The sequence below is a fragment of the Mycobacterium shimoidei genome (genome assembly GCF_900417275.1).
In the GTDB taxonomy this organism is placed as follows: Bacteria; Actinomycetota; Actinomycetes; order Mycobacteriales; family Mycobacteriaceae; genus Mycobacterium; species Mycobacterium shimoidei.
In genome coordinates, this window is record NZ_UEGW01000001.1 from 3,346,688 (window position 1) to 3,370,279 (window position 23,592).

26 protein-coding genes are annotated in these 23,592 nt (G+C 66.5%); 19 read left to right on the forward strand and 7 right to left on the reverse strand.

Features of this window, described 5'->3' with window-relative positions:
• Positions 1–12: 12 nt before the first annotated feature.
• Positions 13–3,591 carry a methionine synthase gene (metH, locus tag MSP7336_RS16160; protein WP_113964960.1) on the forward strand — a complete coding sequence of 1,193 codons (3,579 nt, stop codon included), beginning with the start codon at positions 13–15 and terminating at the stop codon, positions 3,589–3,591.
• 9 nt (positions 3,592–3,600) lie between these two features.
• A complete protein-coding gene (locus MSP7336_RS16165) occupies positions 3,601–4,626 on the forward strand; it encodes an SAM-dependent methyltransferase (protein WP_113964118.1) in 1,026 nt (341 codons plus the stop codon).
• Here MSP7336_RS16165 and MSP7336_RS16170 read toward each other — a convergent pair.
• On the reverse strand, positions 4,623–5,399 hold the full coding sequence (locus MSP7336_RS16170; RefSeq protein ID WP_069398115.1) for an enoyl-CoA hydratase/isomerase family protein: 777 nt from the start codon (positions 5,397–5,399) through the stop codon (positions 4,623–4,625). The two genes, MSP7336_RS16165 and MSP7336_RS16170, sit on opposite strands and share 4 nt — an antisense overlap.
• Before the next feature lie 68 nt (positions 5,400–5,467).
• Between MSP7336_RS16170 and MSP7336_RS24700 the strand changes: the two genes are divergently transcribed.
• The 6 genes from MSP7336_RS24700 (at position 5,468) to MSP7336_RS16195 (ending at position 9,033) form a co-directional block, all read left to right on the forward strand.
• Positions 5,468–5,614: a VOC family protein gene (locus MSP7336_RS24700; protein WP_425325750.1), complete on the forward strand. Its 147-nt coding sequence runs from the start codon at positions 5,468–5,470 to the stop codon at positions 5,612–5,614.
• On the forward strand, positions 5,581–5,880 hold the full coding sequence (locus MSP7336_RS16175; protein WP_425325751.1) for a VOC family protein: 300 nt from the start codon (positions 5,581–5,583) through the stop codon (positions 5,878–5,880). Before MSP7336_RS24700 ends, MSP7336_RS16175 begins: the two co-directional genes overlap by 34 nt.
• Before the next feature lie 9 nt (positions 5,881–5,889).
• Positions 5,890–7,305 (forward strand): sugar porter family MFS transporter, encoded by a 1,416-nt coding sequence (locus tag MSP7336_RS16180; RefSeq protein WP_069398113.1) that lies wholly within the window; start codon positions 5,890–5,892, stop codon positions 7,303–7,305.
• Positions 7,306–7,347: 42 nt separating this feature from the next.
• Positions 7,348–7,629: a phosphoribosyl-ATP diphosphatase gene (locus MSP7336_RS16185; RefSeq protein WP_069398112.1), complete on the forward strand. Its 282-nt coding sequence runs from the start codon at positions 7,348–7,350 to the stop codon at positions 7,627–7,629.
• A 5-nt stretch (positions 7,630–7,634) separates the two neighbouring features.
• Positions 7,635–8,483 (forward strand): ATP phosphoribosyltransferase, encoded by an 849-nt coding sequence (gene hisG, locus MSP7336_RS16190; RefSeq protein ID WP_069398130.1) that lies wholly within the window; start codon positions 7,635–7,637, stop codon positions 8,481–8,483.
• A gap of 73 nt (positions 8,484–8,556) precedes the next feature.
• On the forward strand, positions 8,557–9,033 hold the full coding sequence (locus tag MSP7336_RS16195) for a glycine zipper 2TM domain-containing protein (RefSeq protein ID WP_069398111.1): 477 nt from the start codon (positions 8,557–8,559) through the stop codon (positions 9,031–9,033).
• 9 nt (positions 9,034–9,042) lie between these two features.
• On the opposite strand, the gene MSP7336_RS16200 is transcribed toward MSP7336_RS16195, so the two are convergent.
• The gene (locus MSP7336_RS16200) at positions 9,043–9,834 is read right to left on the reverse strand and encodes a thioesterase family protein (RefSeq protein ID WP_113964119.1); all 792 of its coding nucleotides are present in this window, start codon (positions 9,832–9,834) and stop codon (positions 9,043–9,045) included.
• The gene (locus MSP7336_RS16205) at positions 9,831–10,706 is read right to left on the reverse strand and encodes a RecB family exonuclease (RefSeq protein WP_113964120.1); all 876 of its coding nucleotides are present in this window, start codon (positions 10,704–10,706) and stop codon (positions 9,831–9,833) included. Before MSP7336_RS16205 ends, MSP7336_RS16200 begins: the two co-directional genes overlap by 4 nt.
• 75 nt (positions 10,707–10,781) lie before the next feature.
• Between MSP7336_RS16205 and trmI the strand changes: the two genes are divergently transcribed.
• Positions 10,782–11,609, forward strand: coding sequence for a tRNA (adenine(58)-N(1))-methyltransferase TrmI (gene trmI / locus MSP7336_RS16210; protein WP_069398022.1), 828 nt, complete (start codon positions 10,782–10,784; stop codon positions 11,607–11,609).
• Between the two features lie 7 nt (positions 11,610–11,616).
• On the opposite strand, the gene MSP7336_RS16215 is transcribed toward trmI, so the two are convergent.
• The 3 genes from MSP7336_RS16215 to MSP7336_RS16225 are packed head-to-tail and all read right to left on the reverse strand — an operon-like array spanning position 11,617 to position 13,026.
• Complete coding sequence (locus MSP7336_RS16215; RefSeq protein ID WP_069398021.1) at positions 11,617–11,910, reverse strand: DUF503 domain-containing protein; 294 nt, start codon at positions 11,908–11,910, stop codon at positions 11,617–11,619.
• A gap of 9 nt (positions 11,911–11,919) precedes the next feature.
• Positions 11,920–12,513 (reverse strand): lipoprotein LppK, encoded by a 594-nt coding sequence (lppK, locus tag MSP7336_RS16220; RefSeq protein WP_113964963.1) that lies wholly within the window; start codon positions 12,511–12,513, stop codon positions 11,920–11,922.
• 18 nt (positions 12,514–12,531) lie between these two features.
• Positions 12,532–13,026 (reverse strand): MTB12 family secreted protein, encoded by a 495-nt coding sequence (locus tag MSP7336_RS16225; RefSeq protein ID WP_113964121.1) that lies wholly within the window; start codon positions 13,024–13,026, stop codon positions 12,532–12,534.
• A 151-nt stretch (positions 13,027–13,177) separates the two neighbouring features.
• Between MSP7336_RS16225 and arc the strand changes: the two genes are divergently transcribed.
• Positions 13,178–15,016: a proteasome ATPase gene (arc, locus tag MSP7336_RS16230; protein ID WP_069398028.1), complete on the forward strand. Its 1,839-nt coding sequence runs from the start codon at positions 13,178–13,180 to the stop codon at positions 15,014–15,016.
• A gap of 94 nt (positions 15,017–15,110) precedes the next feature.
• On the opposite strand, the gene MSP7336_RS16235 is transcribed toward arc, so the two are convergent.
• The gene (locus MSP7336_RS16235; protein WP_113964965.1) at positions 15,111–15,728 is read right to left on the reverse strand and encodes a hypothetical protein; all 618 of its coding nucleotides are present in this window, start codon (positions 15,726–15,728) and stop codon (positions 15,111–15,113) included.
• 249 nt (positions 15,729–15,977) lie between these two features.
• Between MSP7336_RS16235 and dop the strand changes: the two genes are divergently transcribed.
• The 9 genes from dop (at position 15,978) to tatA (ending at position 23,564) form a co-directional block, all read left to right on the forward strand.
• Entirely contained in the window at positions 15,978–17,486 is a 1,509-nt protein-coding gene (dop, locus tag MSP7336_RS16240; RefSeq protein ID WP_181786795.1) for a pup deamidase/depupylase, read from the forward strand.
• A 95-nt stretch (positions 17,487–17,581) separates the two neighbouring features.
• A complete protein-coding gene (locus MSP7336_RS16245) occupies positions 17,582–17,776 on the forward strand; it encodes a ubiquitin-like protein Pup (RefSeq protein ID WP_069398026.1) in 195 nt (64 codons plus the stop codon).
• Entirely contained in the window at positions 17,773–18,657 is an 885-nt protein-coding gene (prcB, locus tag MSP7336_RS16250) for a proteasome subunit beta (protein WP_069398018.1), read from the forward strand. Before MSP7336_RS16245 ends, prcB begins: the two co-directional genes overlap by 4 nt.
• A complete protein-coding gene (prcA, locus tag MSP7336_RS16255; RefSeq protein WP_069398017.1) occupies positions 18,654–19,406 on the forward strand; it encodes a proteasome subunit alpha in 753 nt (250 codons plus the stop codon). Before prcB ends, prcA begins: the two co-directional genes overlap by 4 nt.
• 41 nt (positions 19,407–19,447) lie before the next feature.
• Complete coding sequence (locus MSP7336_RS16260) at positions 19,448–19,891, forward strand: riboflavin biosynthesis intermediates N-glycosidase (protein ID WP_181786798.1); 444 nt, start codon at positions 19,448–19,450, stop codon at positions 19,889–19,891.
• A gap of 70 nt (positions 19,892–19,961) precedes the next feature.
• Positions 19,962–21,320 (forward strand): Pup--protein ligase, encoded by a 1,359-nt coding sequence (gene pafA, locus MSP7336_RS16265; RefSeq protein ID WP_113964122.1) that lies wholly within the window; start codon positions 19,962–19,964, stop codon positions 21,318–21,320.
• Positions 21,321–21,364: 44 nt separating this feature from the next.
• On the forward strand, positions 21,365–22,354 hold the full coding sequence (locus tag MSP7336_RS16270; protein WP_113964123.1) for a helix-turn-helix transcriptional regulator: 990 nt from the start codon (positions 21,365–21,367) through the stop codon (positions 22,352–22,354).
• Positions 22,351–23,313, forward strand: a complete 963-nt coding sequence (locus MSP7336_RS16275; protein WP_113964124.1) for a helix-turn-helix transcriptional regulator — start codon at positions 22,351–22,353, stop codon at positions 23,311–23,313. Before MSP7336_RS16270 ends, MSP7336_RS16275 begins: the two co-directional genes overlap by 4 nt.
• A gap of 29 nt (positions 23,314–23,342) precedes the next feature.
• Complete coding sequence (gene tatA / locus MSP7336_RS16280; RefSeq protein ID WP_069398013.1) at positions 23,343–23,564, forward strand: Sec-independent protein translocase subunit TatA; 222 nt, start codon at positions 23,343–23,345, stop codon at positions 23,562–23,564.
• The last annotated feature ends 28 nt before the right edge of the window (positions 23,565–23,592 follow it).

Sequence of the window (23,592 nt, forward strand, 5' to 3'; positions counted from 1 at the left end):
ATGCTTGTGGCGATGACTTCTGCCAGCAATCACGGCTACGACACCGACATCCTCGAGGCTTTGTCGCAGCGCGTCATGGTCGGCGACGGCGCGATGGGCACCCAACTTCAAGCCGCGGACCTGACGCTCGACGACTTCCGGGGCTTAGAGGGCTGCAACGAGATCCTCAACGAGACCCGTCCGGACGTGCTGGAGACCATCCACCGGGGCTATTTCGAGGCTGGCGCCGATGCTGTCGAAACCAACACCTTCGGCTGCAACCTGTCCAACTTGGGTGACTACGACATCGCCGACAGGATCCGGGAGTTGTCCGAGAAGGGCACCGCGATCGCCCGCCGGGTCGCCGATGAGCTGGCCACACCGGACCACAAGCGCTACGTCCTCGGGTCGATGGGACCCGGCACCAAGCTGCCCACCCTGGGCCACACCGAGTACGCGCTGATTCGCGACGCCTACACCGAAGCCGCGTTGGGAATGCTGGACGGCGGCGCGGACGCCATCCTGGTGGAGACCTGCCAGGATCTGCTGCAACTCAAGGCCGCGGTGCTGGGTTCGCGACGGGCGATGGCCCGGGCCGGCCGGCGCATTCCGGTGTTCACCCACGTCACGGTGGAAACCACCGGAACCATGCTGCTGGGCAGCGAGATCGGCGCGGCGCTCACCGCCATCGAGCCGCTCGGTGTGGACATGATCGGGCTGAACTGCGCGACCGGGCCCGCCGAGATGAGCGAGCATCTGCGCCACCTGTCGCGGCACGCCGGTATCCCGGTGTCGGTGATGCCCAACGCGGGCCTGCCGGTACTGGGCTCCAACGGTGCCGAATATCCGCTGCAGCCAGACGAATTGGCCGAGGCGCTGGCCGGCTTCATCTCCGAGTTCGGGCTGTCGCTGGTCGGCGGCTGCTGCGGCACCACTCCGGCGCACATCCGTGCGGTGGCCGAGGCGGTACGCACCGTCCAGCGTTGCGAGCGCCAGGTCACCCGCGAGCCGTCGGTGTCGTCGCTGTACACCTCCACCCCCTTCGCGCAGGAAGCGTCGGTGCTGGTGATCGGCGAACGGACGAATGCCAACGGTTCCAAGGCTTTCCGCGAAGCGATGATCGCCGAGGACTACCAGAAGTGCCTTGACATCGCCAAGGACCAGACCCGCGACGGCGCGCACATGCTGGATCTGTGCGTCGACTACGTCGGCCGCGATGGCGTCGCCGACATGACTGCGCTGGCCAGCCGACTGGCCACCGCGTCGACATTGCCGATCATGCTGGACTCCACCGAAACCCCGGTGCTGAAAGCGGGTTTGGAGCATCTGGGAGGTCGCTGCGCGGTCAACTCGGTGAACTACGAGGACGGCGACGGTCCGGAGTCGCGGTTCACCAAGACCATGGAGCTTGTTGCCGAGCACGGCGCCGCGGTGGTGGCGCTGACCATCGACGAGGAGGGCCAGGCGCGCACCGCCGCCAAGAAGGTTGAGATCGCCGAGCGGCTGATCGACGACATCACCGGCAACTGGGGAGTCGAGGAGTCGTCGATCCTGATCGACTGCTTGACCTTCACCATCGCCACCGGCCAGGAAGAGTCGCGCAGGGACGGCATCGAAACCATCGAGGCGATCCGCGAACTGAAGAAGCGGCACCCGAACGTGCAAACCACACTGGGGTTGTCCAACATTTCGTTTGGGCTCAATCCCGCTGCGCGCCAGGTGCTTAACTCCGTGTTTTTGCACGAGTGCCAGGAGGCGGGGCTGGATTCGGCGATCGTGCACGCATCGAAGATCCTGCCGATGAACCGCATTCCCGAGGACCAGCGCGAGGTCGCACTGGATCTGGTCTACGACCGGCGCCGCGACGGCTACGACCCGCTGCAAGAGCTGATGGGCATGTTCGAAGGCGTTTCGGCGGCGTCGTCGAAGGAAACCCGCGCCGCCGAACTGGCCAAGCTGCCGCTGTTCGAACGGCTGGCACGGCGGATCGTCGACGGAGAACGCAACGGCTTGGAAGCCGATCTCGAGGAGGCGATGAAGCAGAAGCCGCCGCTGGAGATCATCAACGCCGATCTGCTGGCCGGCATGAAGACGGTCGGCGAGCTGTTCGGCTCGGGTCAAATGCAATTGCCGTTCGTGCTGCAGTCAGCCGAGGTGATGAAGGCTGCCGTCGCGTATCTGGAACCGCACATGGAGCGCACCGATGACGACGCCGGCAAGGGCCGGATCGTGCTGGCCACCGTCAAGGGTGACGTGCACGACATCGGCAAGAACCTGGTCGACATCATCTTGAGTAACAACGGCTACGAAGTGGTCAATCTCGGCATCAAACAGCCGATCGCCAGCATCCTCGAAGTCGCCGAAGACAAGGGCGCCGACGTGGTCGGCATGTCGGGGCTGTTGGTGAAATCGACTGTGGTGATGAAAGAAAATCTCGAAGAGATGAACAACCGCGGGGTGGCGAGCCGGTTCCCGGTGCTGCTCGGCGGCGCCGCGCTGACTCGCAGCTACGTCGAGGACGACCTTGCCGAACTCTACGAGGGCGAAGTGCATTACGCGCGAGACGCTTTCGAGGGCCTCAAGCTGATGGACACCATCATGAGTGTCAAGCGGGGCGTGGGCCCCGACCCGGAAAGCCCGGAAGCCGTCGCCGCGCGAGAGAAGCAGGCCGAACGTAAGGCTCGTCATCAGCGATCGAAACGTATTGCCGCCGAACGCAAGGCAAAAGAGACGCCGGTGCAAGTGCCGGAGCGCTCCGATGTAGCAGCCGATGTCGAGGTGCCGACACCGCCGTTCTGGGGATCGCGCATCGTCAAGGGATTGTCCGTGGCCGACTACAGCCAAACCCTCGACGAGCGGGCGTTGTTCCTGGGACAGTGGGGATTACGTGGGGTACGGGGCGGCGAGGGACCATCGTACGAAGAACTCGTCGAAACCGAAGGCCGTCCCAGGCTGCGGTACTGGCTGGACCGGCTGTCCACCGATGGTGTACTCGCACACGCGGCAGTGGTCTATGGCTACTTCCCGGCGGTGTCGCAAGGCGACGACGTGATCGTGCTGTCTGAGCCGCGTCCGGACGCGCAGGAGCGGTTCCGGTTCAGTTTCCCGCGCCAGCAGCGTGACCGGTTCTTGTGCATCGCCGATTTCATCCGCTCGCGCGAGCTGGCCACCGAGCGCGGCCAGGTTGACGTGCTGCCGTTCCAGCTGGTGACGATGGGCAACCCGATCGCCGACTTCGCCAACGAGCTGTTCGCCGGCGACTCCTACCGCGATTATCTGGAGGTGCACGGCATCGGCGTGCAGCTCACCGAGGCGCTGGCCGAGTACTGGCACCGCCGAATCCGCGAGGAGCTGCGTTTCTCCGGTGACAGGGCGATGTCGGCCGAAGATCCTGCGGCCGTTGAGGATTACTTCAAGTTGGGCTATCGCGGCGCCCGCTATTCGTTCGGTTACGGCGCCTGCCCCGACCTGGAGGACAGAGTCAAAACGATGGCGCTGCTGGAGCCCGAGCGCATCGGCGTGCTGCTGTCGGAGGAGATGCAGCTACATCCCGAGCAGTCCACCGACGCTTTCGTCCTGCACCACCCGGAAGCCAAGTACTTCAACGTCTGAGTTCTCCACATGCGTGCGACATGGTGGCTTCCCCCGGCGGAAGCGCTGAAGAACCTGCGCGCCACGCTGGGAATCCTTGCCGATTCGCGTGCGCTGAGCCGCATCCGCTTCCTGCGCGCCGCCGAGCGCATTGGTTTGATCGCGGCGCTGCACAAGCCGGCGACCCTCGACGAAATCAAACAGTCCATCGGCACCGCCGACACCGACCTCCTCGACGGATTGCTGGACGTTGGTGTCGCCGTCGGCGAACTGCGATGCCGCAAGGGTCGATACAGCCTCAAAGGCAACCGAATCCGTGCAATGGCGTCGCAAGACGCAGTGGCACTTCGCGGGTTCACCGCGGAGCTGGCCGACTACCGCGGCGACGTCTATCGCGACTTGCCCGCGCGGCTGCAAAGCGGCGAGCGTGGCCCATACCTGGACCAATACGACGAAGTGGTCGCGCAGGGTTCACGGCTGGTCGAACCATTCATCGCCCGTTTTGTGCGACAAGTCGTCGAAGCGCGGCCGGTTCGCACGATGCTGGAAATCGGTTGCGGTACGGGCATATATGTGCGGCACGCGGTGCAGGCCCGCGAAGAGCTGTCCGCGGTCGCAATCGACATGTCCGAGCGGGCCGTCGACCTCGCATCGGCCAACTTTCGGGCGTGGGGACTGGCCGAGCGATGCGCTGTAGTGCATGCCGACATCCGGGACTCGGACCGCGCTGAGCTCGCCGGCCCTTTCGACATGATCACCCTGCACAACAACATCTATTACTTCTCGCCAGCGGAATGGCCGAGCTTGCTGGCGGATCTGCGTCGGCGCCTTGCACCGACCGGCCGGCTGATCCTGACCTCGATGTTTGCCGGAAATTCGCTCGCTGCAGCCGAATTGGATCTCGTGTTGCGTGCGACTGCGGGGTGTTGGCCGCTGCCCGAGCGTGCTGAACTCGCCGATGCGCTCACTGACGCGGGTTATCGGGCCGTCGCATTCCAGCGGCTGCTGGCCACCGATCCGCTCTTCGGTGTGGTCGCCGAGGCCGGCCCGCGCTAGCGGTGGCCCAGGCGTTCGAGATAGGCCAGCGCCGCCGCGCGTGATTCGGCGTCACCTAACGCGCTGACCAGCGAGTCGGCGTCGTTCCAGGCGCGTGCGGTGCCGACCATGCCGTCGGCGACCGCGTTGGTGTGCCGCTTGGTCGCGGTCAGGGTGAGCGCCGACTTGCCGGTCAGCGTGGTGACCAGCTCGTCGATCGCGGAGTCGAGTTCGGATGCGACGACCACCCGGTTGAGGAAGCCCATCGCCAATGCCTCGCCGGCGCTGAAGGGCCGGCAGGTCATCACCAGCTCCTTGGTGCGGGCCGCGCCGATCTCGCGGACCAGCCGGGGGATGCCTCCCCAGGTGAGCGGAATCCCCAGGTCGACTTCCGGGATTGAGAAGCGGGTGTCGTCGGCGGCAATCCGCAGGTCGCACGCTGCTGCGAGGACCACCCCGCCGCCGACACAATGGCCGTGGATGCGGGCGACGGTCACCGCGCGCATCGCCTCGATCGCCTCGGCCATCTGCCGGCCGGTGTCGGCTGCCTCACGCGGTGACAAGCCGTCCTCGGGCGCCGACGCGAACGAAGCGAGGTCGGCTCCGGCGCTGAAGGCCCGCCCGCGGCCGGCGATTACGACGACCTTCACGCCCGCCAGGGTGTCCAGCTGCCGGGCGGCTTGCGCCAATTCGCGCAGGGCGGTGGTGCTGAGCGGGTTGAGCTTGTCCGGCCGGTTGAGCGTGATCGCCGCCCGGGCGCCGTCGACCGTGACCTCGATCTGGGAGAAGTCCATGCCACACCGTAACGTCGCGGGGAAATGGGACGTATCCTCTGGCGGGTCGGCACGGGAGGTACCTGACGATGGCAACGGTCAGCGTGCGCTACATCGTGAACGACGTCGACGCCGCCATCGCCTTCTACTGCACGCACCTGGGATTTCATGAAGACATGTGCACCCCGCGCCCACCTTCGCGATGCTGTCTCGCGGAGATCTGCGCCTCGTGTTGAGCAGGCCGGGCGGTGGTCCCGGTGGCGGTCAGGCCATGCCCGACGGCACGCTGCCCACACCGGGCGGGTGGAACCGCTTCTCGATCGAGGTGACCGATTTGGACGCCATGGTGGGCCGGCTGCGCGCGGCGGGAGCCCGTTTCCGCAATGACATCGTCACCGGCGTAGGCGGGAAGCAGATCCTCCTCGAGGATCCGTCGGGGAACCCGGTTGAACTCTTCGAACCCACCATCCCCGAGGCCCGGCTCGGCCACGGCGACAGATAGGGCACCGGGATGGTTGACGACGTTTCCGCCGGGGATACGTCCGGTCACGCCCTTCGGTTCGCGTCGGTGGCCGCGATCGGCGGGCTGTTGTTCGGCTACGACGTTTCGGTGACCAATGGCGCGGTGAAAGCGCTGGAGGCTCAGTTCAAGATTGGCAACGCCGCGCTCGGGCTGGCGGTGGCCTCGGGATTGCTCGGGGCCGCGGTGGGCGCAACGATCGCCGGGCGGATCGCGGACCGCAGCGGGCGGTTGGCGCTGATGAAGCTCGCCGCGGTCCTGTTTTTGGCCTGTGGCCTGGGCACCGGCTTGGCGAACAGCATCTGGATGTTCATCACGTTCCACGTGGTGGGCGGCCTCGGTATCGGGGTGGCGTCGGTCATCGGCCCGGCCTACATTGCCGAGATCTCGCCGGAGCGCATCCGCGGCCGGCTCGGCTCGCTGCAGCAGCTGGCCATCGTCTCCGGCATTTTCCTGGCTCTGGCGGTGAGCTGGCTGCCATTTCACCTCGCGGGCGGCCCGCTCGGCGACTGGTGGCTGGGGCTGCCGGCCTGGCGATGGACATTCCTCGGCGAGGCGGTTCCGGCGATCGCGTATGGGGTACTGGTATTCACCATTCCGGAGTCGCCGCGCTATCTCGTTGCTTCCCAACGTATTCCAGAAGCTCACCGGGTGCTATCGATGCTGCTCGGTGAGGATGACGTGGACACCACCATCACACGGATCGCCGAGACGCTGCGGCGAGAAGCGCCACCGTCGTGGCGCGATCTGCGCAAACCGACCGGTGGTCTGTACGGCGTCGTGTGGGTGGGGCTGGGTGTGGCGGTTTTTCAACAACTGGTCGGCATCACGGTCATCTTCTTCTACTCCGATGCGCTGTGGGAGCACGTCGGCTTCGGCGCGGAATGGTCGTTCACCATCGCTGTGATCACAGCCATCGTCAACGTCGTCATCACCTTGGTGGCGATCGTTTTGATCGACAAGGTTGGCCGCAAACCGTTGTTGCTCTTCGGGTCATCGGGCATGGCAGTGATGCTGGCGACGCTCACGGTTGTCTTCGGCGGCGCGCCGATCCTCGACGGCAAGCCGCACCTCGCCGGAACGTCTGCGGTGGTTGCGTTGGTCGCGGCGAATCTTTTCGTCGTCGCGTTCGGGGTCTCCTGGGGCCCGGTGCTGTGGGTGCTGCTGGGTGAGCTGTTCCCCAACCGCATCCGGGCCGCCGCAGCGGGGCTCGCGGCCACCGGACAGTGGGTCACCAACGCGATGGTGACCGGAACTTTCCCGGCGCTGCGCCACATGCTCGGCGGCGCGTACGCGTTCTACATGCTGGCTGCGGTGGTGTCGTTTCTGTTCGTGTGGCGCTGGGTGCCCGAGACCAACGGCGTGTCGCTGGAGGACATGCCCGCCGACTGGCCACACGAGGCCTGACGTCCCACCGACCGAAACTGCCGTGACTTTGCTGACCGCCGCATGAAACAATCGCTGCCCGTGAAGAGCTTCGAGGATCTGTTCGCCGAACTCGGCGAACGCGCCCGCACCCGCCCGGCCGGCAGCGGCACCGTCGCCGCGCTGGACGCCGGGGTGCATACGCTGGGCAAGAAGATCCTGGAGGAGGCCGGTGAGGTGTGGTTGGCCGCCGAACACGAATCCGATGACGCACTCGCGGAGGAGATCAGCCAGCTGCTGTATTGGACGCAGGTGCTGATGATCTCCCGCGGCCTCACGCTCGACGACGTGTATCGGAAGCTGTGATGGGAATGCTGCGGATCGCCGTTCCCAACAAGGGAGCGCTGAGCGAACCGGCCACCGAAATCCTCGCCGAGGCCGGATATCGTCGTCGCACCGACCCCAAGGATCTGACCGTCCTCGACCCGGTGAACAATGTCGAATTCTTCTTCTTGCGGCCCAAAGACATCGCGATTTATGTGGGGTCGGGGGAGCTCGATTTCGGCATCACCGGACGCGATCTGGCCCGCGAGTCCGAAGCGCCGGTGCGCGAGCGGTTGGCTTTGGGATTCGGGTCGTCCAGCTTTCGCTACGCCGCCCCCGTCGGTCGTGACTGGACTACCGCTGACCTGGCCGGGCGACGGATCGCGACGGCTTACCCCAATTTGGTGCGTAAAGATCTGGCCGCCAAGGGGATTGAAGCGACCGTCATCCGACTCGACGGAGCGGTGGAGATTTCAGTGCAGCTGGGGGTCGCCGACGTCATCGCCGACGTGGTCGGGTCGGGCCGAACGTTGAGTCTGCACAACTTGGCGGCATTCGGTGAGCCGCTGTGTGATTCGGAGGCAGTGCTTATCGAACGCGACGGCGGCGCGCAAAGCAGCCCGGCCCGTGACCAACTGGTAGCCAGGGTGCAGGGCGTGGTGTTCGGCCAGCAGTATTTGATGCTGGATTACGACTGTCCGCGGTCGGTGCTCGACGACGCCACATCGATCACACCCGGGCTGGAGTCTCCGACGATCGCACCGCTGGCCGACCCGGAGTGGGTGGCGGTGCGTGCGCTGGTCCCGCGTCGTGACGTCAACGCGATCATGGACCAACTCGCCGCGATCGGAGCCAAGGCGATTTTGGCGTCCGACATCAGGTTTTGCCGATTTTGATCTTGTCCACCCCGTCTGAATGTCCTCGCTGTGTTAGCGTCCGGCTAAGGGGCCGACGCCCAGGAGGTTATCCGTGACGCACGTGTATGTCCTGCTGCTAGCTCTGTTGATCGGTGTTGTCGCCGGATTACGGTCTCTGACCGCGCCGGCGGTCGTGGCATGGGCGGCCGTGCTGCACTGGATCAACCTGGACGGGACGTGGGCGGCCTGGGTGGGCCATCCCATCACGGTGGCCGTCCTCAGCATCCTGGCGGTCGGCGAACTGGTCCTCGACAAGCTTCCCAAAGCACCGAGTCGCACTTCGGCGCCGTCGTTCGCGGCCCGGATCGTCTTGGGCGCCTTTGCCGGCGCGGTCATCGGCACAGCATGGGGCTACAAATGGGGTGCACTCGGAGCGGGCGCGATCGGTGCGGTCCTGGGCACCCTGGGCGGCTACGAAGCGCGCACCCGGCTGGCATCGCGTGGCCGCGACCTGCCGGTCGCGCTGCTCGAGGATGCGGTTGCGGTGCTAGGTGGATTCGCTATCGCCGCGACGACAGGCGTTCTGTAACAAGGCATTTCAAGCCATTTCTTGCCTGCGCTGGACCAGAAGCGTCTGCGCTGAAGTCCCGATAAACCCGGTGCGGTCGAAGATTTCGGCGGTGGTCACCCCGATACCGTCGGGCCCGATCGAGCCGCGGGCTCGCAACCCGAAGTCTGCGCCCTGCGGTGCCCGATGCAGGTGCACGACGGTGTCGGTGTTCATGAAGACGAACTGCGCCGGGTGCAGCGCCGCACCCACGCCGTTGGCGGAGTCGACGACCATGGCCAGCCGCTGCAACGACGTGGTGTCCTCGGCGTCGACGAGATTGACCCGCGGACTCAGCCACCACACCGCCGACCCTGTTGGATCGTCGGGCTGTGGGCGCCACCGTACCGATTCCAGGTAGCCGCGGACGTTCCACCAGTGCGGCGGCAGCGGCTCGGTGGGGCCCTCCACCAGCGGTGGGTACCGGTCGGTCGCTACGTCGGCGGTGTCGCTGGTGGCAAGCGCCCAGGCGCTCACCCGTGCCACCGCGCGGTCACCGTGCCGCATTTCGGCGGCCAGCAAGGAGATTCGCCTGCCGGGCCGTTCCACCCAAGCTCGCACCGCGACCGGGGCGACCGGGATGGCGCCGAGGATATCGAGGCTGAGCCGGGCGATCCGCAGCGGGGAATCGGTCAACCGCTCCTCGATGGCCTTGGTAAGCAGCGCCAGTGGCGGTGAGCCGTGCTGAAGGTCAGCCGCCCAGTTGCTGCGGGTGAAGTCGGTGGACTCGAACCGCAAGAACTCGCCCTCGCCGGGCAGCCGGCGGTAGTGACAGTGGTTCACGCCGCGGGATCCGCGCGGCGCAAAACCGCGTCCTGCCCGCCCTCTTCGGGATGCTCCGGCCAGCCGGGATAGGGCGGCGGTGTTCCACCATATTCCGGACAGTGCGCCTGATGGGCGCACCAGTCACACAGTTTCGACGGCCGGGGCCGGAAATCGCCAGTGGCTGCGGCTGTTCGGATAGCCCGCCAGATCGCCATCAACGTCTTCTCGAAGCGCAGCAACTCGTCTTCGTCGGGGGTGTAGTCCAGCAGCTGGCCGTCGGCGAGGTAGATAAGCCGAAGCCGCTTAGGCAGCAGGCCCCGGGAGCGCAGCACCGCGACGGCGTAGAACTTCATCTGAAACAGTGCCTTGAATTCGGCGAGCGCGCGCGCCTCCGGCGGCGCTTTGCCGGTCTTGTAGTCCACCACCCGTAGCTCGCCGGTGGCGGCCACGTCGATCCGGTCGATGAACCCCCGCAGCAGTGTGCCGTCGGCGAGTTCGACCTCGACGCGCTGCTCGCAGCTTTGCGGGTCGAACCGGGTCGGGTCTTCCAGCCGGTAATAACCGGACAGCAGCGCGCGGGCCTCGTCGAGCAGAACGGCACAGTCATCGGCGCTGAACTCCCCGGCCAAGTCGGGGTATTCGGCGACCAGCTGCTCCCAGGCCGGGGTCACCAGCGCCCGGGCGGTGTCGGGGACCCGCTGCGGGGCCGGCAGACCGTACAGCAGCTCCAGCGCGGCGTGTACCAACGATCCCCGCAGCTGGGCGGTCGACGGCGGCTCCGGCAGCTTGTCGATGGCACGGAATCGATACAACAGCGGGCACTGCTTGAAATCAGCCGCACGTGACGGTGACAGCGCCGGCCGCGGCCTGGCACCGTCCGGCTCACGCATAACCGGCAGCCTAGAGCCGGGGCACGACAACCCCGCGCAGCAACGTCGGCGCGTCGGCTGGCAGGCTAGGCAATTGTGTCCGCAAGCGGCCCGTTCACCGTCGGCGATCGCGTTCAACTGACCGACGCCAAGGGCCGCCATTACACGATGTTGCTGACTCCCGGCGGCGAATTTCACACCCATCGCGGCGCCATCGCACACGACACGGTGATCGGGCTGCCCGAGGGCAGCGTGGTCAAATCCAGCAACGGTGACCAGTTTCTGGTGCTACGCCCGCTGCTGGTGGACTACGTCATGTCCATGCCCCGGGGCGCCCAGGTGGTCTATCCCAAAGACGCGGCCCAGATCGTGCACGAGGGCGACATCTTTCCCGGCGCGCGAGTCCTGGAAGCCGGCGCCGGTTCGGGCGCGTTGACCTGCTCGCTACTGCGCGCGGCCGGGCCGCACGGGAAGGTGATCTCCTACGAAATACGTGCCGACCACGCCGAGCACGCCAGCCGAAATGTGGAGGCGTTCGCCGGCGGGCCACCGGACAACTGGCAGCTGGTGGTCGCAGACCTCGCCGAATGTGACCTTGCGGCCGGGTCGATCGACCGGGTCGTGCTCGACATGCTGGCGCCATGGGACGTGCTCGACGCGGTCGCGCGGGTGTTGATTCCCGGCGGTGTGCTGATGATCTACGTGGCCACCGTCACGCAGCTGTCCAAGACGGTGGAGGCACTGCGCGAGCAGCAGTGCTGGACCGAACCACGCGCCTGGGAGTCGCTGCAGCGCGAGTGGAATGTCGTCGGCCTGGCTGTACGCCCGCAGCACAACATGCGAGCCCATACCGGATTTCTGGTGTCGGCGCGCCGGCTCGCTCCCGGCACCGTCGCACCGACCCCGTTGCGTCGCAAGCGCTGAGCAAAATTCAGTCGTCGCTGCGCGACAACCCGCGGCGCACCGACAGCAACGCAAACTCCGGATGTGCGGCCACCAGCCGCTCGGCCGCGTCGAGCACCTCGACAGTGTGCCCGCGGTCGGCCGACACGATGGCCACGCCGATTCCCGCCCGCCGGTACAGGTCCTGCGATCCGGTTTCGGCGGCGGACACGCAGTATTTTCGCCGCAGCTCGGCCACCAGCGGGCGGACTACCGAGCGCTTCTGCTTCAGTGACCGGACATCACCGAGCAGCAAATCGAATTCGAGCCAGCCGAGCCACATTTCGACCGATTACGGGCTTGGTGAAGGGGGTGGAGGGGTAGGTGCGGTCTGCGAGGAGCCGAACGCCAGCAGCATTTGTGCGGTGCGCTGCGAGAGTTGCCAGCCGCCCTGGTAGGGCTTGAATTCCATCGGGAATGAGAAACCACTCGCGTCCCCGCTGGGTGTGGTGACGTCGACGGTGGCCACCACGTCGGCCGGGTTGCGGTCGGACCGCACGATGTCGCGCGCGAGGAAGGTCATCGGGGCATATCCGCCGTCGAGCAGCGCGGTAGCGAATTTGTCCAGCGTCGCGGCGTTGTCCGGCGTTGCACCTTCGACGAGGTTCAGCTTCTCAGTACCCGGCACGGACGGGTCGGCCAGGCGATACAGCACCTCGGTGAGGGCGTCGGGCGCCGGCATCGGGGCAGCCGGTGCGGGCGTCGGCGTCACCGGCGACGGCGGCAGCGGAGACGCGGTCGCCGACGCGACCGAGTCGGACTCACCGTTTCCGGCAAGCGGGTCGGTTGGCCGCGGAGCTGCGGAGTTCCCGGAACACGCCGATAGCCCGAGCGCCGCCACAACCGTGGCGGCGCTCAAAGCGGCTACGCGTGGTCTGGAAACCAGCAAGGCATCCTGCCGTAGTCAGGCCGCTGCCTGGAATTGCTGCACCAGCGACATCGCCGAGGCGCGGGACAACTTCCAGCCACCCTGGTTCACGAACGTGATGTTCTGGGTGGTCGGCGCGGTGTTCGGACCGGACGCGGTGACGTCGGCCGAGGCCGCACCCGGACCGACCGGGACGATATTGGCCACGTTGAATGAAAGTGGCAACGAGCCCTTTTGGGCGGCCTTCTGAAGTTCCCGATCGGCGAGGCGCGCTTCGACGCCGCCGACGCCGCCCTCGACCAAATAGCTCTTGTTCGCAAAGGGAACACCGGGGTTTTGCAATCCGTTGAGGACAGTAATCAGCTCGCCCGGGCTGGGTACGTCGGCCGCTGGATCCTGCGGGAATGGCGCACCGAAGACCACTGGCTGCACCTGTGGCTCGGCTGTGCCGACGGATGCAGCAAAAGTCACACCGGCGGCTGCTGTACCGACCGCGGCGACGGCAGCAACACTGGTGGCAAAGGATTTCACGAGCACAGTTGTCCTCTCGATCAGACGAACGGAATGTCATGTTAACTCTGATGCGAGCGTGCCCTATTTCGAGATCCCGCATGAAACGGAAATCGCCGGTAGCGTTGGAGTATCCGCCGTGCCATTTTCCGGTGCGGGAAAGGAGCGCCACATGAGTGAATCAGAGCGTGAAGCGTTCGGAGCCCCGCGCGATCGGGACTTGTCCAGCGACCTGTCGGACGACGACGCCACCGAGCTGGAAGAGTTGCGGCGCGAGGCGGCGATGCTGCGCGAGCAGCTAGAGAACGCCGTCGGGTCACAAGGTGCGGCACGCAGCGCGCGCGACGTGCACCAGCTCGAGGCACGCATTGACTCGCTCGCGGCACGCAACTCCAAGTTGATGGAAACGCTCAAGGAAGCCCGGCAGCAGCTGCTGGCGCTGCGCGAAGAGGTCGACCGGCTCGGGCAGCCGCCCAGCGGGTACGGCGTGCTGTTGGGCGCCCACGACGACGGCACCGTCGACGTGTTCACCTCCGGGCGCAAAATGCGGTTGACGTGCTCGCCGAACATCGACGTCAAGACGCTCAAGAAGGGACAGACGCTTCGGCTCAACGAGGCGCTGACCGTCGTCGAGGCCGGGAACTACGAATCGGTCGGCGAGATCTCCACCCTGCGTGAAATCCTGGCCGACGGCCATCGGGCACTGGTCGTGGGGCACGCCGACGAGGAGCGCATTGTCTGGCTGGCTGAGCCGCTGGTGGCCGAGAACTTGCCCGACGGCGTTCCGGACGCGCTCAACGACGACACCCGGCCGCGAAAGCTGCGGCCAGGCGATTCCCTCTTGGTGGACACCAAGGCCGGGTACGCATTCGAGCGCATCCCCAAGGCCGAGGTCGAAGACCTGGTGCTGGAAGAGGTGCCGGATGTCACCTACGAAGACATCGGCGGCCTGACCCGCCAGATAGAGCAGATCCGCGACGCTGTGGAGCTGCCGTTCCTGCACAAGGAGCTGTACCGCGAGTATGCGCTGCGCCCGCCCAAAGGCGTGCTGCTCTACGGCCCGCCCGGCTGCGGGAAGACGTTGATCGCCAAGGCCGTCGCCAACTCGCTGGCCAAGAAGATGGCCGAGGTCCGCGGTGACGACGCGCGCGAGGCCAAGTCGTACTTCCTGAACATCAAAGGGCCCGAACTGCTGAACAAGTTCGTCGGCGAGACCGAGCGGCACATCCGGCTGATCTTCCAGCGGGCCCGCGAGAAGGCCTCGGAGGGCACGCCGGTGATCGTGTTCTTCGACGAGATGGACTCGATCTTCCGCACCCGCGGCACCGGGGTGAGTTCCGATGTGGAGACGACGGTCGTTCCGCAGTTGCTGAGCGAGATCGACGGTGTGGAGGGCCTGGAGAACGTCATCGTCATCGGCGCCTCCAACCGCGAGGACATGATCGATCCGGCGATCCTGCGGCCGGGCCGTCTCGACGTCAAGATCAAGATCGAGCGCCCGGACGCCGAGGCCGCGCAAGACATCTTCTCGAAGTACCTGACCGAGGATCTGCCGGTGCACGCCGACGATCTGGCCGAGTTCGGCGGCGACCGCTCGCTGTGCATCAAGGCGATGATCGAAAAGGTCGTCGACCGCATGTACGCCGAGATCGACGACAACCGGTTCCTGGAAGTCACCTACGCCAATGGCGACAAGGAAGTCATGTACTTCAAGGACTTCAACTCCGGGGCGATGATCCAGAACGTCGTCGATCGGGCGAAGAAGAACGCGATCAAGTCGGTGCTGGAAACCGGGCAGCCGGGTCTGCGCATCCAACACCTGCTCGACTCGATCGTCGACGAGTTCGCCGAGAACGAAGACCTGCCCAACACCACGAATCCTGATGACTGGGCGCGGATTTCGGGCAAGAAGGGCGAGCGGATCGTCTACATCCGCACCCTGGTCACCGGCAAGAGCTCGAGCGCGTCTCGCGCGATCGACACCGAATCGAACCTGGGCCAGTACCTGTAGCGCCCCTTTTCCCCGCGAGCGTGCGCGGTTGCACGCCGGCACGCCGTAAATCCCGTACGGTTGTGCACGCTCGCGGCGAAGGGCGGTCGCGCGCCTAGCCGCTGAACAGCGAATAGCTGTTGGCCAGATCGTCCTGCAGGACTTGGGCGGCGTGGGTGGTCGTGTCAATCCGCAACGGGCTGTCCAGCACTCGTGACTGGTAGGTCCATCCCTCCGGCAGGTTGAGCCGCTCGCCGAGCTTGGGCAAGTCGGCCCGCGACAGGTTGGGATCCACGATCTGGCTCCAGGTCTGCATCACCCAGCGCCGCAGAGCGGGGTCGTGCAGTTCGTAGATCTCTTCGCCGGCGTCAAAAGTGAAGACGGTGTGACGGTTGACCTGATTTGCGGTGTAGGGCACCGGGTTCAGTGCTGTCAGCAAGACGGTGGCTTGCAGCTCCATCTCGATGCCACCGAAATTCTTGATCAGCCGCGGACCCTGGGGCGCCTTCTCGATGCTGTTCATCAGCCAATACCGCGGCCCGTTGAGCAGGGCTGCGGCCACCCCGTTTTCGGCCGCGATGGCGCGCGGATCGAGGGCATTCCACAGTTCGGCGGGACAGTCGTTGAGCGGGAAGCTGTTGTACACGCTCGCCTGTGGGCCCGCTTCACCGGGGGTTATCAGGAGCACCTCGCCGTAACGCTTCCCCGACAAGCCGGTTACGGGTTCGCGCAGCGCGTCTGCGGACACCAGCGCGAAGGTAATCAATCCGTGTCACCTGCGTCAATGGTTACGCTCACCCGTTAGCGAAGGTTTCGCAAACTGTTGCCAGCTCACAGGCCGGCGCAACGCTGGGCGGTACCCCCACAGCGGCTCCTCAGCGGGCCGCAACCGGCCCGCGTCGTCGCCACGCTGGATTGGATTGCGCGGCTTCTCAGCGGGCCGCAACCGGCCCGCGTCGTCGCCACGCCTAGGCTTTATGGCATGCAACGGATTATCGGGACCGAGGTCGAGTACGGCATTTCGTCGCCGTCAGACCCGACCGCGAACCCGATCCTGACCTCCACCCAGGCGGTATTGGCCTACGCCGCGGCCGCCGGCATTCAGCGGGCCAAACGCACCCGCTGGGACTACGAGGTGGAGTCGCCGCTGCGCGACGCCCGCGGCTTCGACCTGAGCCGCTCGGCCGGCCCGCCACCGGTTGTCGACGCCGACGAGGTCGGCGCGGCCAACATGATCCTCACCAACGGCGCACGGCTCTACGTCGACCACGCTCACCCGGAATATTCGGCCCCGGAGTGCACCGACCCGCTGGATGCCGTGATCTGGGACAAGGCCGGCGAGCGGGTCATGGAGGCCGCGGCCCGCCACGTCGCCAGCGTGCCGGGGGCGGTCAAGCTGCAGCTGTACAAAAACAACGTCGACGGCAAGGGCGCCTCCTACGGTTCACACGAGAACTACCTGATGAGCCGCCAGACGCCGTTTTCGGCCGTCATCGCCGGGCTGACCCCGTTTCTGGTGTCCCGCCAGGTGGTCACCGGGTCTGGTCGTGTCGGTATCGGGCCGTCCGGCGACGAGCCGGGCTTCCAGCTGTCGCAGCGCGCGGACTACATCGAGGTCGAGGTGGGGCTGGAAACCACGCTCAAGCGCGGCATCATCAACACCCGAGACGAACCGCACGCCGACGCCGATCGGTACCGCCGGCTGCACGTGATCATCGGCGACGCCAACCTCGCCGAAACCTCGACATATCTGAAGCTGGGCACCACCGCGCTGGTCCTCGATTTGATCGAGGAAGGCCCGCAACACAACCTAGACCTGAGCGACCTGGCGCTGGCCCGGCCCGTGCACGCGGTGCACGCCATCAGCCGGGACCCGTCGCTGCGCACCGCTGTTGCGCTGGCCGACGGACGTGAACTGACCGGCCTTGCGCTGCAACGGATCTACCTGGATCGGGTGGCTAAGCTGGTGGACTCTCGCGACCCGGATCCGCGGGCCGCGGACATCGTGCAAACCTGGGCTCAGGTCCTCGATCAGCTTGAGCGCGATCCGATGGATTGCGCCGAACTGCTGGACTGGCCGGCCAAGCTGCGAATCCTCGAGGGGTTCCGGCACCGGGAAAACCTGAGCTGGTCGGCGCCCCGGCTGCACCTGGTCGATCTGCAGTACTCCGATGTGCGGCTGGACAAGGGGCTGTACAACCGCCTGGTGGCCCGCGGCTCGATGCGCCGTTTGGTCACAGAACAGCAGGTGCTCAACGCGGTGGACAACCCTCCGACGGACACCCGGGCCTACTTTCGCGGTGAGTGCCTGCGCCGATTCGGGGCCGACATCGCGGCAGCCAGCTGGGACTCGGTGATCTTCGATTTGGGTGGCGATTCGCTGGTCCGTATCCCGACACTGGAACCGCTGCGGGGCAGCAAGGCGCACGTCGGAGCGCTGCTGGACTCGGTGGACAGCGCCGTGGAACTGGTGGAACAACTGACGACGTGAGCTTCGTTACCCGGGGAAAGGTCGTAGTCGACCGGTAGGCTAGAAGGACCGGTGGGCGCGTGATGCGCCCGCCGATGACAACGCAGGAGGCAGCGATGGCTCAGGAGCAGACCAAGCGTGGCGGTGGCGGCGGTGAGGACGACGACCTGATCGCCAGCACGGCCGCGGGCCAGGAGCGTCGCGAGAAGCTGACCGAGGAAACCGACGATCTGCTCGACGAGATCGACGACGTTCTCGAAGAGAACGCCGAGGACTTTGTGCGCGCGTACGTCCAAAAGGGCGGACAGTGACCTGGCCGTTTCAGAATCGCCCGGCCACCAATTCAGCACTCCCCGGAGTTCCCGCTACCCCAATAGACCTGTCCTCGTTCGCTGACTTGCTGCGCCGTCAGGCGCCCGAATTGCTGCCGACGGGCGCGTCCGGTGCCGAACCCGGTGGTGCCGGACCGCTCCCGCACGGCACCACGATCGTCGCGGTGAAATATCCCGGCGGGGTTCTCATCGCCGGGGACCGGCGCTCGACGCAGGGCAACATGATCGCCGGCCGGGACGTCAAAAAGGTCTACATCACCGATGACTACACCGCGACCGGGATCGCCGGAACGGCCGCAGTCGCCGTCGAGTTCGCCCGGCTGTACGCGGTGGAACTCGAGCACTACGAGAAGCTGGAAGGTGTGCCGCTGACGTTCGCCGGCAAGGTCAACCGGCTGGCGATCATGGTGCGCGGGAATCTCGGGGCGGCGCTGCAGGGCCTGGTGGCGCTGCCACTGCTGGTGGGCTATGACATCGACGACCCGGAGCCGGACAAGGCCGGCCGAATCGTGTCATTCGATGCAGCCGGCGGGTGGAACCTGGAGGAAGAGGGCTACCAGGCGGTGGGATCGGGGTCGATCTTCGCCAAGTCGTCGATGAAGAAGCTGTACTCGCAGGTCACCGACGTCGACTCCGCGCTGCGGGTCGCAATCGAAGCCCTTTACGACGCCGCCGACGACGATTCGGCCACCGGCGGACCGGATCTGGTCCGCGGGATCTATCCCACCGCGGTCACCATCGGAGCTGAGGGTGCCGTCGACGTACCCGAGTCGCGTATCGCCGAACTGGCACGTGAGGTCATCGAAAGTCGGTCTCGTGCAGATACTTTCGGCCCCGACGCGAAGCGTGGTGACTCATGAGCTTCCCGTATTTCATTTCACCCGAGCAGGCGATGCGCGAGCGCAGCGAGCTCGCGCGCAAGGGCATCGCCCGGGGCAAGAGCGTAGTCGCGTTGGCCTACGCAGGCGGGGTGTTGTTCGTGGCCGAAAACCCGTCGCGCTCACTGCAAAAGATCAGCGAACTCTACGACCGGGTCGGTTTCGCCGCCGCCGGCAAGTTCAACGAATTCGACAACCTGCGTCGCGGCGGCATCCAATTCGCCGACACCCGCGGCTACGCCTACGACCGGCGTGACGTCACCGGCCGGCAGTTGGCCAACGTCTACGCGCAAACCCTGGGCACCATCTTCACCGAACAGGCCAAGCCCTACGAGGTGGAGTTGTGCGTGGCTGAGGTCGCGCATTACGGCGAGTCGAAGCCGCCTGAGCTGTACCGGATTACCTACGACGGGTCGATCAACGACGAGCCGCACTTCGTGGTGATGGGCGGCACGACGGAGCCGATCGCTGCCGCGCTCAAAGACTCCTACGCCGAAAACGCCGACTTGGGTGACGCCGTGCGCATGGCGGTCGGGGCGCTGCGGGCGGGCAGCGGCAACGGCGGTGATCAGCCCGCGCTGGGCGTGTCGCTCTTAGAGGTGGCGATCTTGGATGCCAACCGGCCGCGCCGCGCATTCCGTCGCATTACCGGGTCGGCACTGGAAGCGCTGCTGCCCGAATCGAATTCGGCGTCGAAGAAATCGGCGCAGGACGAGAAAGCGGACGGCTAGACACGACCTGGAGGCGCCCGACGAGCACGCTGCGCATCCCGGTGATCGACTCTTTCAGCGGGGAATACCTGTTTTTGTCGAACTTCGCGCCGGCGCCCACGCCGCATCGGGGCTGGCTGTACCCGACCAGTGAGCACGCTTTCGCGGCCGCCAAAACCCGTGATCCCGCCGCGATCGCGGCCATCCGCGCCGCGGACGACCCGGCCCGTGCCAAGGCCCTCGGCCGGGCCGCGCCGTATGTCGACGGTTGGGACGTTCAGAAGTTTGCGGTGATGGAAGAGGTGGTCACTGCCAAGTTCGACCACAACCCCGAGTTGGCGCGCCGGCTGCTGGCGACGCAGGGGTCGCTGCTGGTCGAGGGGAACACCTGGCACGACCAGGTGTGGGGGTCGTGTAGTTGCGAGGAGCACCGGGCCCTTCCCGGCGGAAACGCGCTCGGCGTCATCCTGATGGCCGTCCGGATGCGCTTGGCGGCGGCGCCCTGACCGGCACGAAAACACGCTTCCGCGCGCGGCGCGCCACCGCCGCCGTCTGACAACCAGTACGCTCGATCACGTGCAGCGGCGAATCATGGGCATCGAGACCGAATTCGGTGTCACCTGCACGTTTCACGGGCATCGACGTCTCAGCCCCGACGAGGTTGCTCGCTACCTGTTCCGCCGGGTGGTGTCCTGGGGGCGCAGCTCCAACGTGTTTCTGCGCAACGGGGCGCGGCTGTACCTGGACGTGGGAAGCCACCCCGAGTACGCGACGGCCGAGTGCGACAGCCTGGTCCAGCTGGTCACCCACGACCGCGCCGGCGAGCGGGTGCTGGAAGACCTGCTCGTCGACGCCGAGCAGCGCCTCGCCGACGAGGGCATCGGCGGCGATATCTACCTGTTCAAGAACAACACCGACTCGGCGGGTAACTCCTACGGCTGCCACGAGAATTACCTGATCGTGCGGGCCGGCGAGTTCTCCCGGATCTCCGATGTGTTGCTGCCTTTCCTGGTCACCCGCCAACTCATCTGCGGAGCCGGCAAAGTGCTGCAGACGCCCAAGGCGGCCACCTTCTGCCTGAGCCAGCGCGCCGAGCACATCTGGGAGGGTGTTTCGAGCGCGACCACCCGCAGCCGGCCGATCATCAACACCCGGGACGAGCCGCACGCCGACGCCGAGAAGTACCGGCGCCTACACGTCATCGTCGGCGACTCCAACATGTGTGAAACCACCACCATGCTCAAGGTGGGCACCGCGGCGTTGGTGCTGGAGATGATCGAAGCCGGCGTGGCTTTCCGGGATTTCTCGCTGGACAACCCGATCCGGGCCATCCGTGAAGTCAGCCACGACATCACCGGCCGGCGCCCGGTGCGGCTGGCCGGCGGTCGCCAGGCAAGCGCGCTGGACATCCAGCGCGAGTACTACGCCCGCGCCGTCGAACACCTGCAGACCCGTGAGCCCAACGCGCAGATCGAGCAGGTCGTCGACCTGTGGGGCCGGCAGCTCGACGCCGTGGAGAGCCAGGACTTCGCCAAGGTCGACACCGAGATCGACTGGGTGGTCAAACGCAAGCTGTTCCAGCGCTACCAGGACCGTTACAACATGGAGCTGTCCGATCCGAAGATCGCGCAGCTCGACCTGGCATATCACGACATCAAACGCGGCCGCGGGGTGTTCGATCTGCTGCAGCGCAAGGGGCTGGCGGCACGCATCACCACCGACGAGGAAATCGAGGACGCCGTCGACACGCCGCCGCAGACCACTCGCGCCCGGCTGCGCGGTGAGTTCATCAGTGCGGCACAGGCCGCGGGCCGCGACTTCACCGTTGACTGGGTGCACCTCAAACTGAACGACCAGGCGCAGCGCACCGTGCTCTGTAAGGACCCGTTCCGGGCCGTCGATGAACGGGTCAAGCGCCTGATCGCCAGCATGTAACTCGCCCGGCGACGATGCAGAGCACGGGCATTTAAGGTGGGTCCGTGGCGATCTCCAAAGTCGAACGGTTGGTGAATCTCGTCATCGCTTTGTTGTCCTCCCACGGCTATCTCACCGCCGAGAAGATCCGTTCCAGCGTGGCCGGTTACGGCGACAGCCCCAGCGACGAAGCGTTCTCGCGAATGTTCGAACGGGACAAGAACGAGTTGCGCGATCTGGGCATCCCGCTGGAGACGGGCAAGGTGTCCCCGCTGAATCCCGTCGAGGGCTACCGCATCAACCGGGACGCCTATGCGCTGCCCGCCGTCGAGCTGACCCCGAAAGAAGCCGCCGCGGTGGCGGTGGCCACCCAGCTGTGGGAGTCGCCGGAGTTGATCACCGCCACCCAGAGCGCGCTGCTCAAGTTGCGGGCCGCAGGGGTCGATGTCGACCCGGACGCGCCGGTGACCATCGCGTCGGCGGGCGCGCCGGCCGGCGTGCGCGGATCCGAGAGCTGTCTGGGCGCCCTGCTGTCGGCGATCGACGCCGGTCAAGCCGTGCAATTTCCGCACCGGTCGTCGCGCACCGATCCCTACACCGTCCGCACCGTCGAACCCTGGGGAGTGGTCACCGACAAGGGTCGCTGGTATCTGGTCGGGCACGACCGCGACCGCGACGCCACCCGGGTGTTCCGGTTGTCCCGAATCGGCGAACCCGTCACACCGGTCGGCCCGCGCGGGGCCGTCATCCGCCCGGACGGCGTCGACGTGCGCGCGATCGTGCGCGACGCGGTGGCTGAGACGCCCAGCGGAGTGCGGGCCCAAGTGTGGGTCGCTGACGGACGGGCCACCGCGCTGCGGCGCGCCGGGACATCGCTTGGGCCGCGCCAGTTGGCGGGCCGCGACGGAGAAGTGATCGAACTCGACGTCGGATCCACCGATCGGGTGACCCGCGAAATCGCCGGCTACGGCGCCGATGCGGTTGTGCTGGAACCGGAGTCGCTGCGCGAGGAAGTGTTGGCGCGCCTCCAAGCCCACCTGGAGGCGGCTACATGACCCCCGTGTCGACGCGGCTGGTGCGGCTGCTCAACATGGTGCCGTATTTTCAGGCCAACCCGCGGATCACCAAGGCAGAGGCCGCCAGTGACCTCGGCGTGACCGTCGAGCAACTCGAGAAAGACCTCGATCAGCTGTGGGTGTGCGGCCTGCCCGGCTACGGCCCCGGCGACCTGATCGATTTCGACTTCTCCGGCGACACCGTCGAGGTGACGTTCTCGGCCGGCGTCGACAAGCCGCTGCGGCTGATGTCGCCGGAAGCAACCGTGCTGCTGGTGGCGCTGCGAGCACTCGCCGATATCCCCGGCGTGCTCGATCCGGACGCGGCCCGCAGCGCCATCGCCAAGATCGAAACCGCGGCCGGCGTCGCCGCCCGCGGCGCCGCGGCGGCGGTCGATGAGCAGGCGCCCATCGAAAGCCAGGCCGCCGCCGCGGTACGCGAAGCGGTGCGCACCAACCACGCGTTGACGATGGACTACTACGCCGCCTCACACGACACGCTGTCCACCCGGGTCGTCGACCCCATCAGGGTGGTGGTGATCGGCGACCACAGCTACCTGGAGGCCTGGTCACGGGAAGCCGAAGGGGTCCGGCTGTTTCGATTCGACCGGATCGTCGACGCCACCGTCCTCGACGAGCCGGCGGCGCCCCCGGAGCCCACGCTGCAGGCACCCCCGGACACCTCGCTGTTTAACGCTGATCCGTCGCTGCCGTCGGCCACGCTGCGACTGGCGCCGCAGGCGTCGTGGATGTTCGAGTACTACCCGATGCGGCTGCTGCGCGACCTCCCTGACGGTTACTGCGAGGCCGAAATGACTTATGCCTCCGACGACTGGTTGACACGCCTGGTGCTGGGGCTCGGGGCGACGGTGCAGGTGCTGGCCCCGGAGGGGCTGGCCCAGCGGGTGCGCGACGCCGCCGCGGCCGCCCTGACGGTCTACCAGGCCGCGGCGCGGTAGCATCGAGTGGACGTCTGGAGGTAACCAAAGTGGGCAGTCTAAGTCCGTGGCACTGGGCGATCCTCGCGGTCGTCGTGGTCGTGCTGTTCGGTGCCAAGCGGCTCCCTGACGCCGCGCGTTCGCTGGGCAAGTCGTTGCGAATCTTCAAATCCGAGGTCCGTGAGCTGCAGAACGAACACAAGTCGGAAACGACCGCCAACGTGCAGGCTGAGCGGGTCGATCCGCCGGCGGCCGACGGGCGATCGGCATAGCCCGGCATCGCCACGGCGCTGTCGCGCC

What these genes read in the sequence shown, in the direction of transcription:
- MSP7336_RS24700 (WP_425325750.1), top strand. Translation starts at nt 5,468, where the DNA reads ATGGCAACGGTCAGCGTGCGCTACATCGTGAACGACGTCGACGCCGCC.
- MSP7336_RS16215 (WP_069398021.1), bottom strand. Translation starts at nt 11,910, where the DNA reads ATGTGGCTCGGCTGGCTCGAATTCGATTTGCTGCTCGGTGATGTCCGG.
- metH (WP_113964960.1), top strand. Translation starts at nt 13, where the DNA reads ATGACTTCTGCCAGCAATCACGGCTACGACACCGACATCCTCGAGGCT.
- MSP7336_RS16275 (WP_113964124.1), top strand. Translation starts at nt 22,351, where the DNA reads ATGACCCCCGTGTCGACGCGGCTGGTGCGGCTGCTCAACATGGTGCCG.
- MSP7336_RS16165 (WP_113964118.1), top strand. Translation starts at nt 3,601, where the DNA reads ATGCGTGCGACATGGTGGCTTCCCCCGGCGGAAGCGCTGAAGAACCTG.
- MSP7336_RS16245 (WP_069398026.1), top strand. Translation starts at nt 17,582, where the DNA reads ATGGCTCAGGAGCAGACCAAGCGTGGCGGTGGCGGCGGTGAGGACGAC.
- arc (WP_069398028.1), top strand. Translation starts at nt 13,178, where the DNA reads ATGAGTGAATCAGAGCGTGAAGCGTTCGGAGCCCCGCGCGATCGGGAC.
- MSP7336_RS16185 (WP_069398112.1), top strand. Translation starts at nt 7,348, where the DNA reads ATGAAACAATCGCTGCCCGTGAAGAGCTTCGAGGATCTGTTCGCCGAA.
- hisG (WP_069398130.1), top strand. Translation starts at nt 7,635, where the DNA reads ATGCTGCGGATCGCCGTTCCCAACAAGGGAGCGCTGAGCGAACCGGCC.
- MSP7336_RS16170 (WP_069398115.1), bottom strand. Translation starts at nt 5,399, where the DNA reads ATGGACTTCTCCCAGATCGAGGTCACGGTCGACGGCGCCCGGGCGGCG.
- MSP7336_RS16180 (WP_069398113.1), top strand. Translation starts at nt 5,890, where the DNA reads ATGGTTGACGACGTTTCCGCCGGGGATACGTCCGGTCACGCCCTTCGG.
- dop (WP_181786795.1), top strand. Translation starts at nt 15,978, where the DNA reads ATGCAACGGATTATCGGGACCGAGGTCGAGTACGGCATTTCGTCGCCG.
- prcA (WP_069398017.1), top strand. Translation starts at nt 18,654, where the DNA reads ATGAGCTTCCCGTATTTCATTTCACCCGAGCAGGCGATGCGCGAGCGC.
- MSP7336_RS16205 (WP_113964120.1), bottom strand. Translation starts at nt 10,706, where the DNA reads ATGCGTGAGCCGGACGGTGCCAGGCCGCGGCCGGCGCTGTCACCGTCA.
- MSP7336_RS16175 (WP_425325751.1), top strand. Translation starts at nt 5,581, where the DNA reads ATGCTGTCTCGCGGAGATCTGCGCCTCGTGTTGAGCAGGCCGGGCGGT.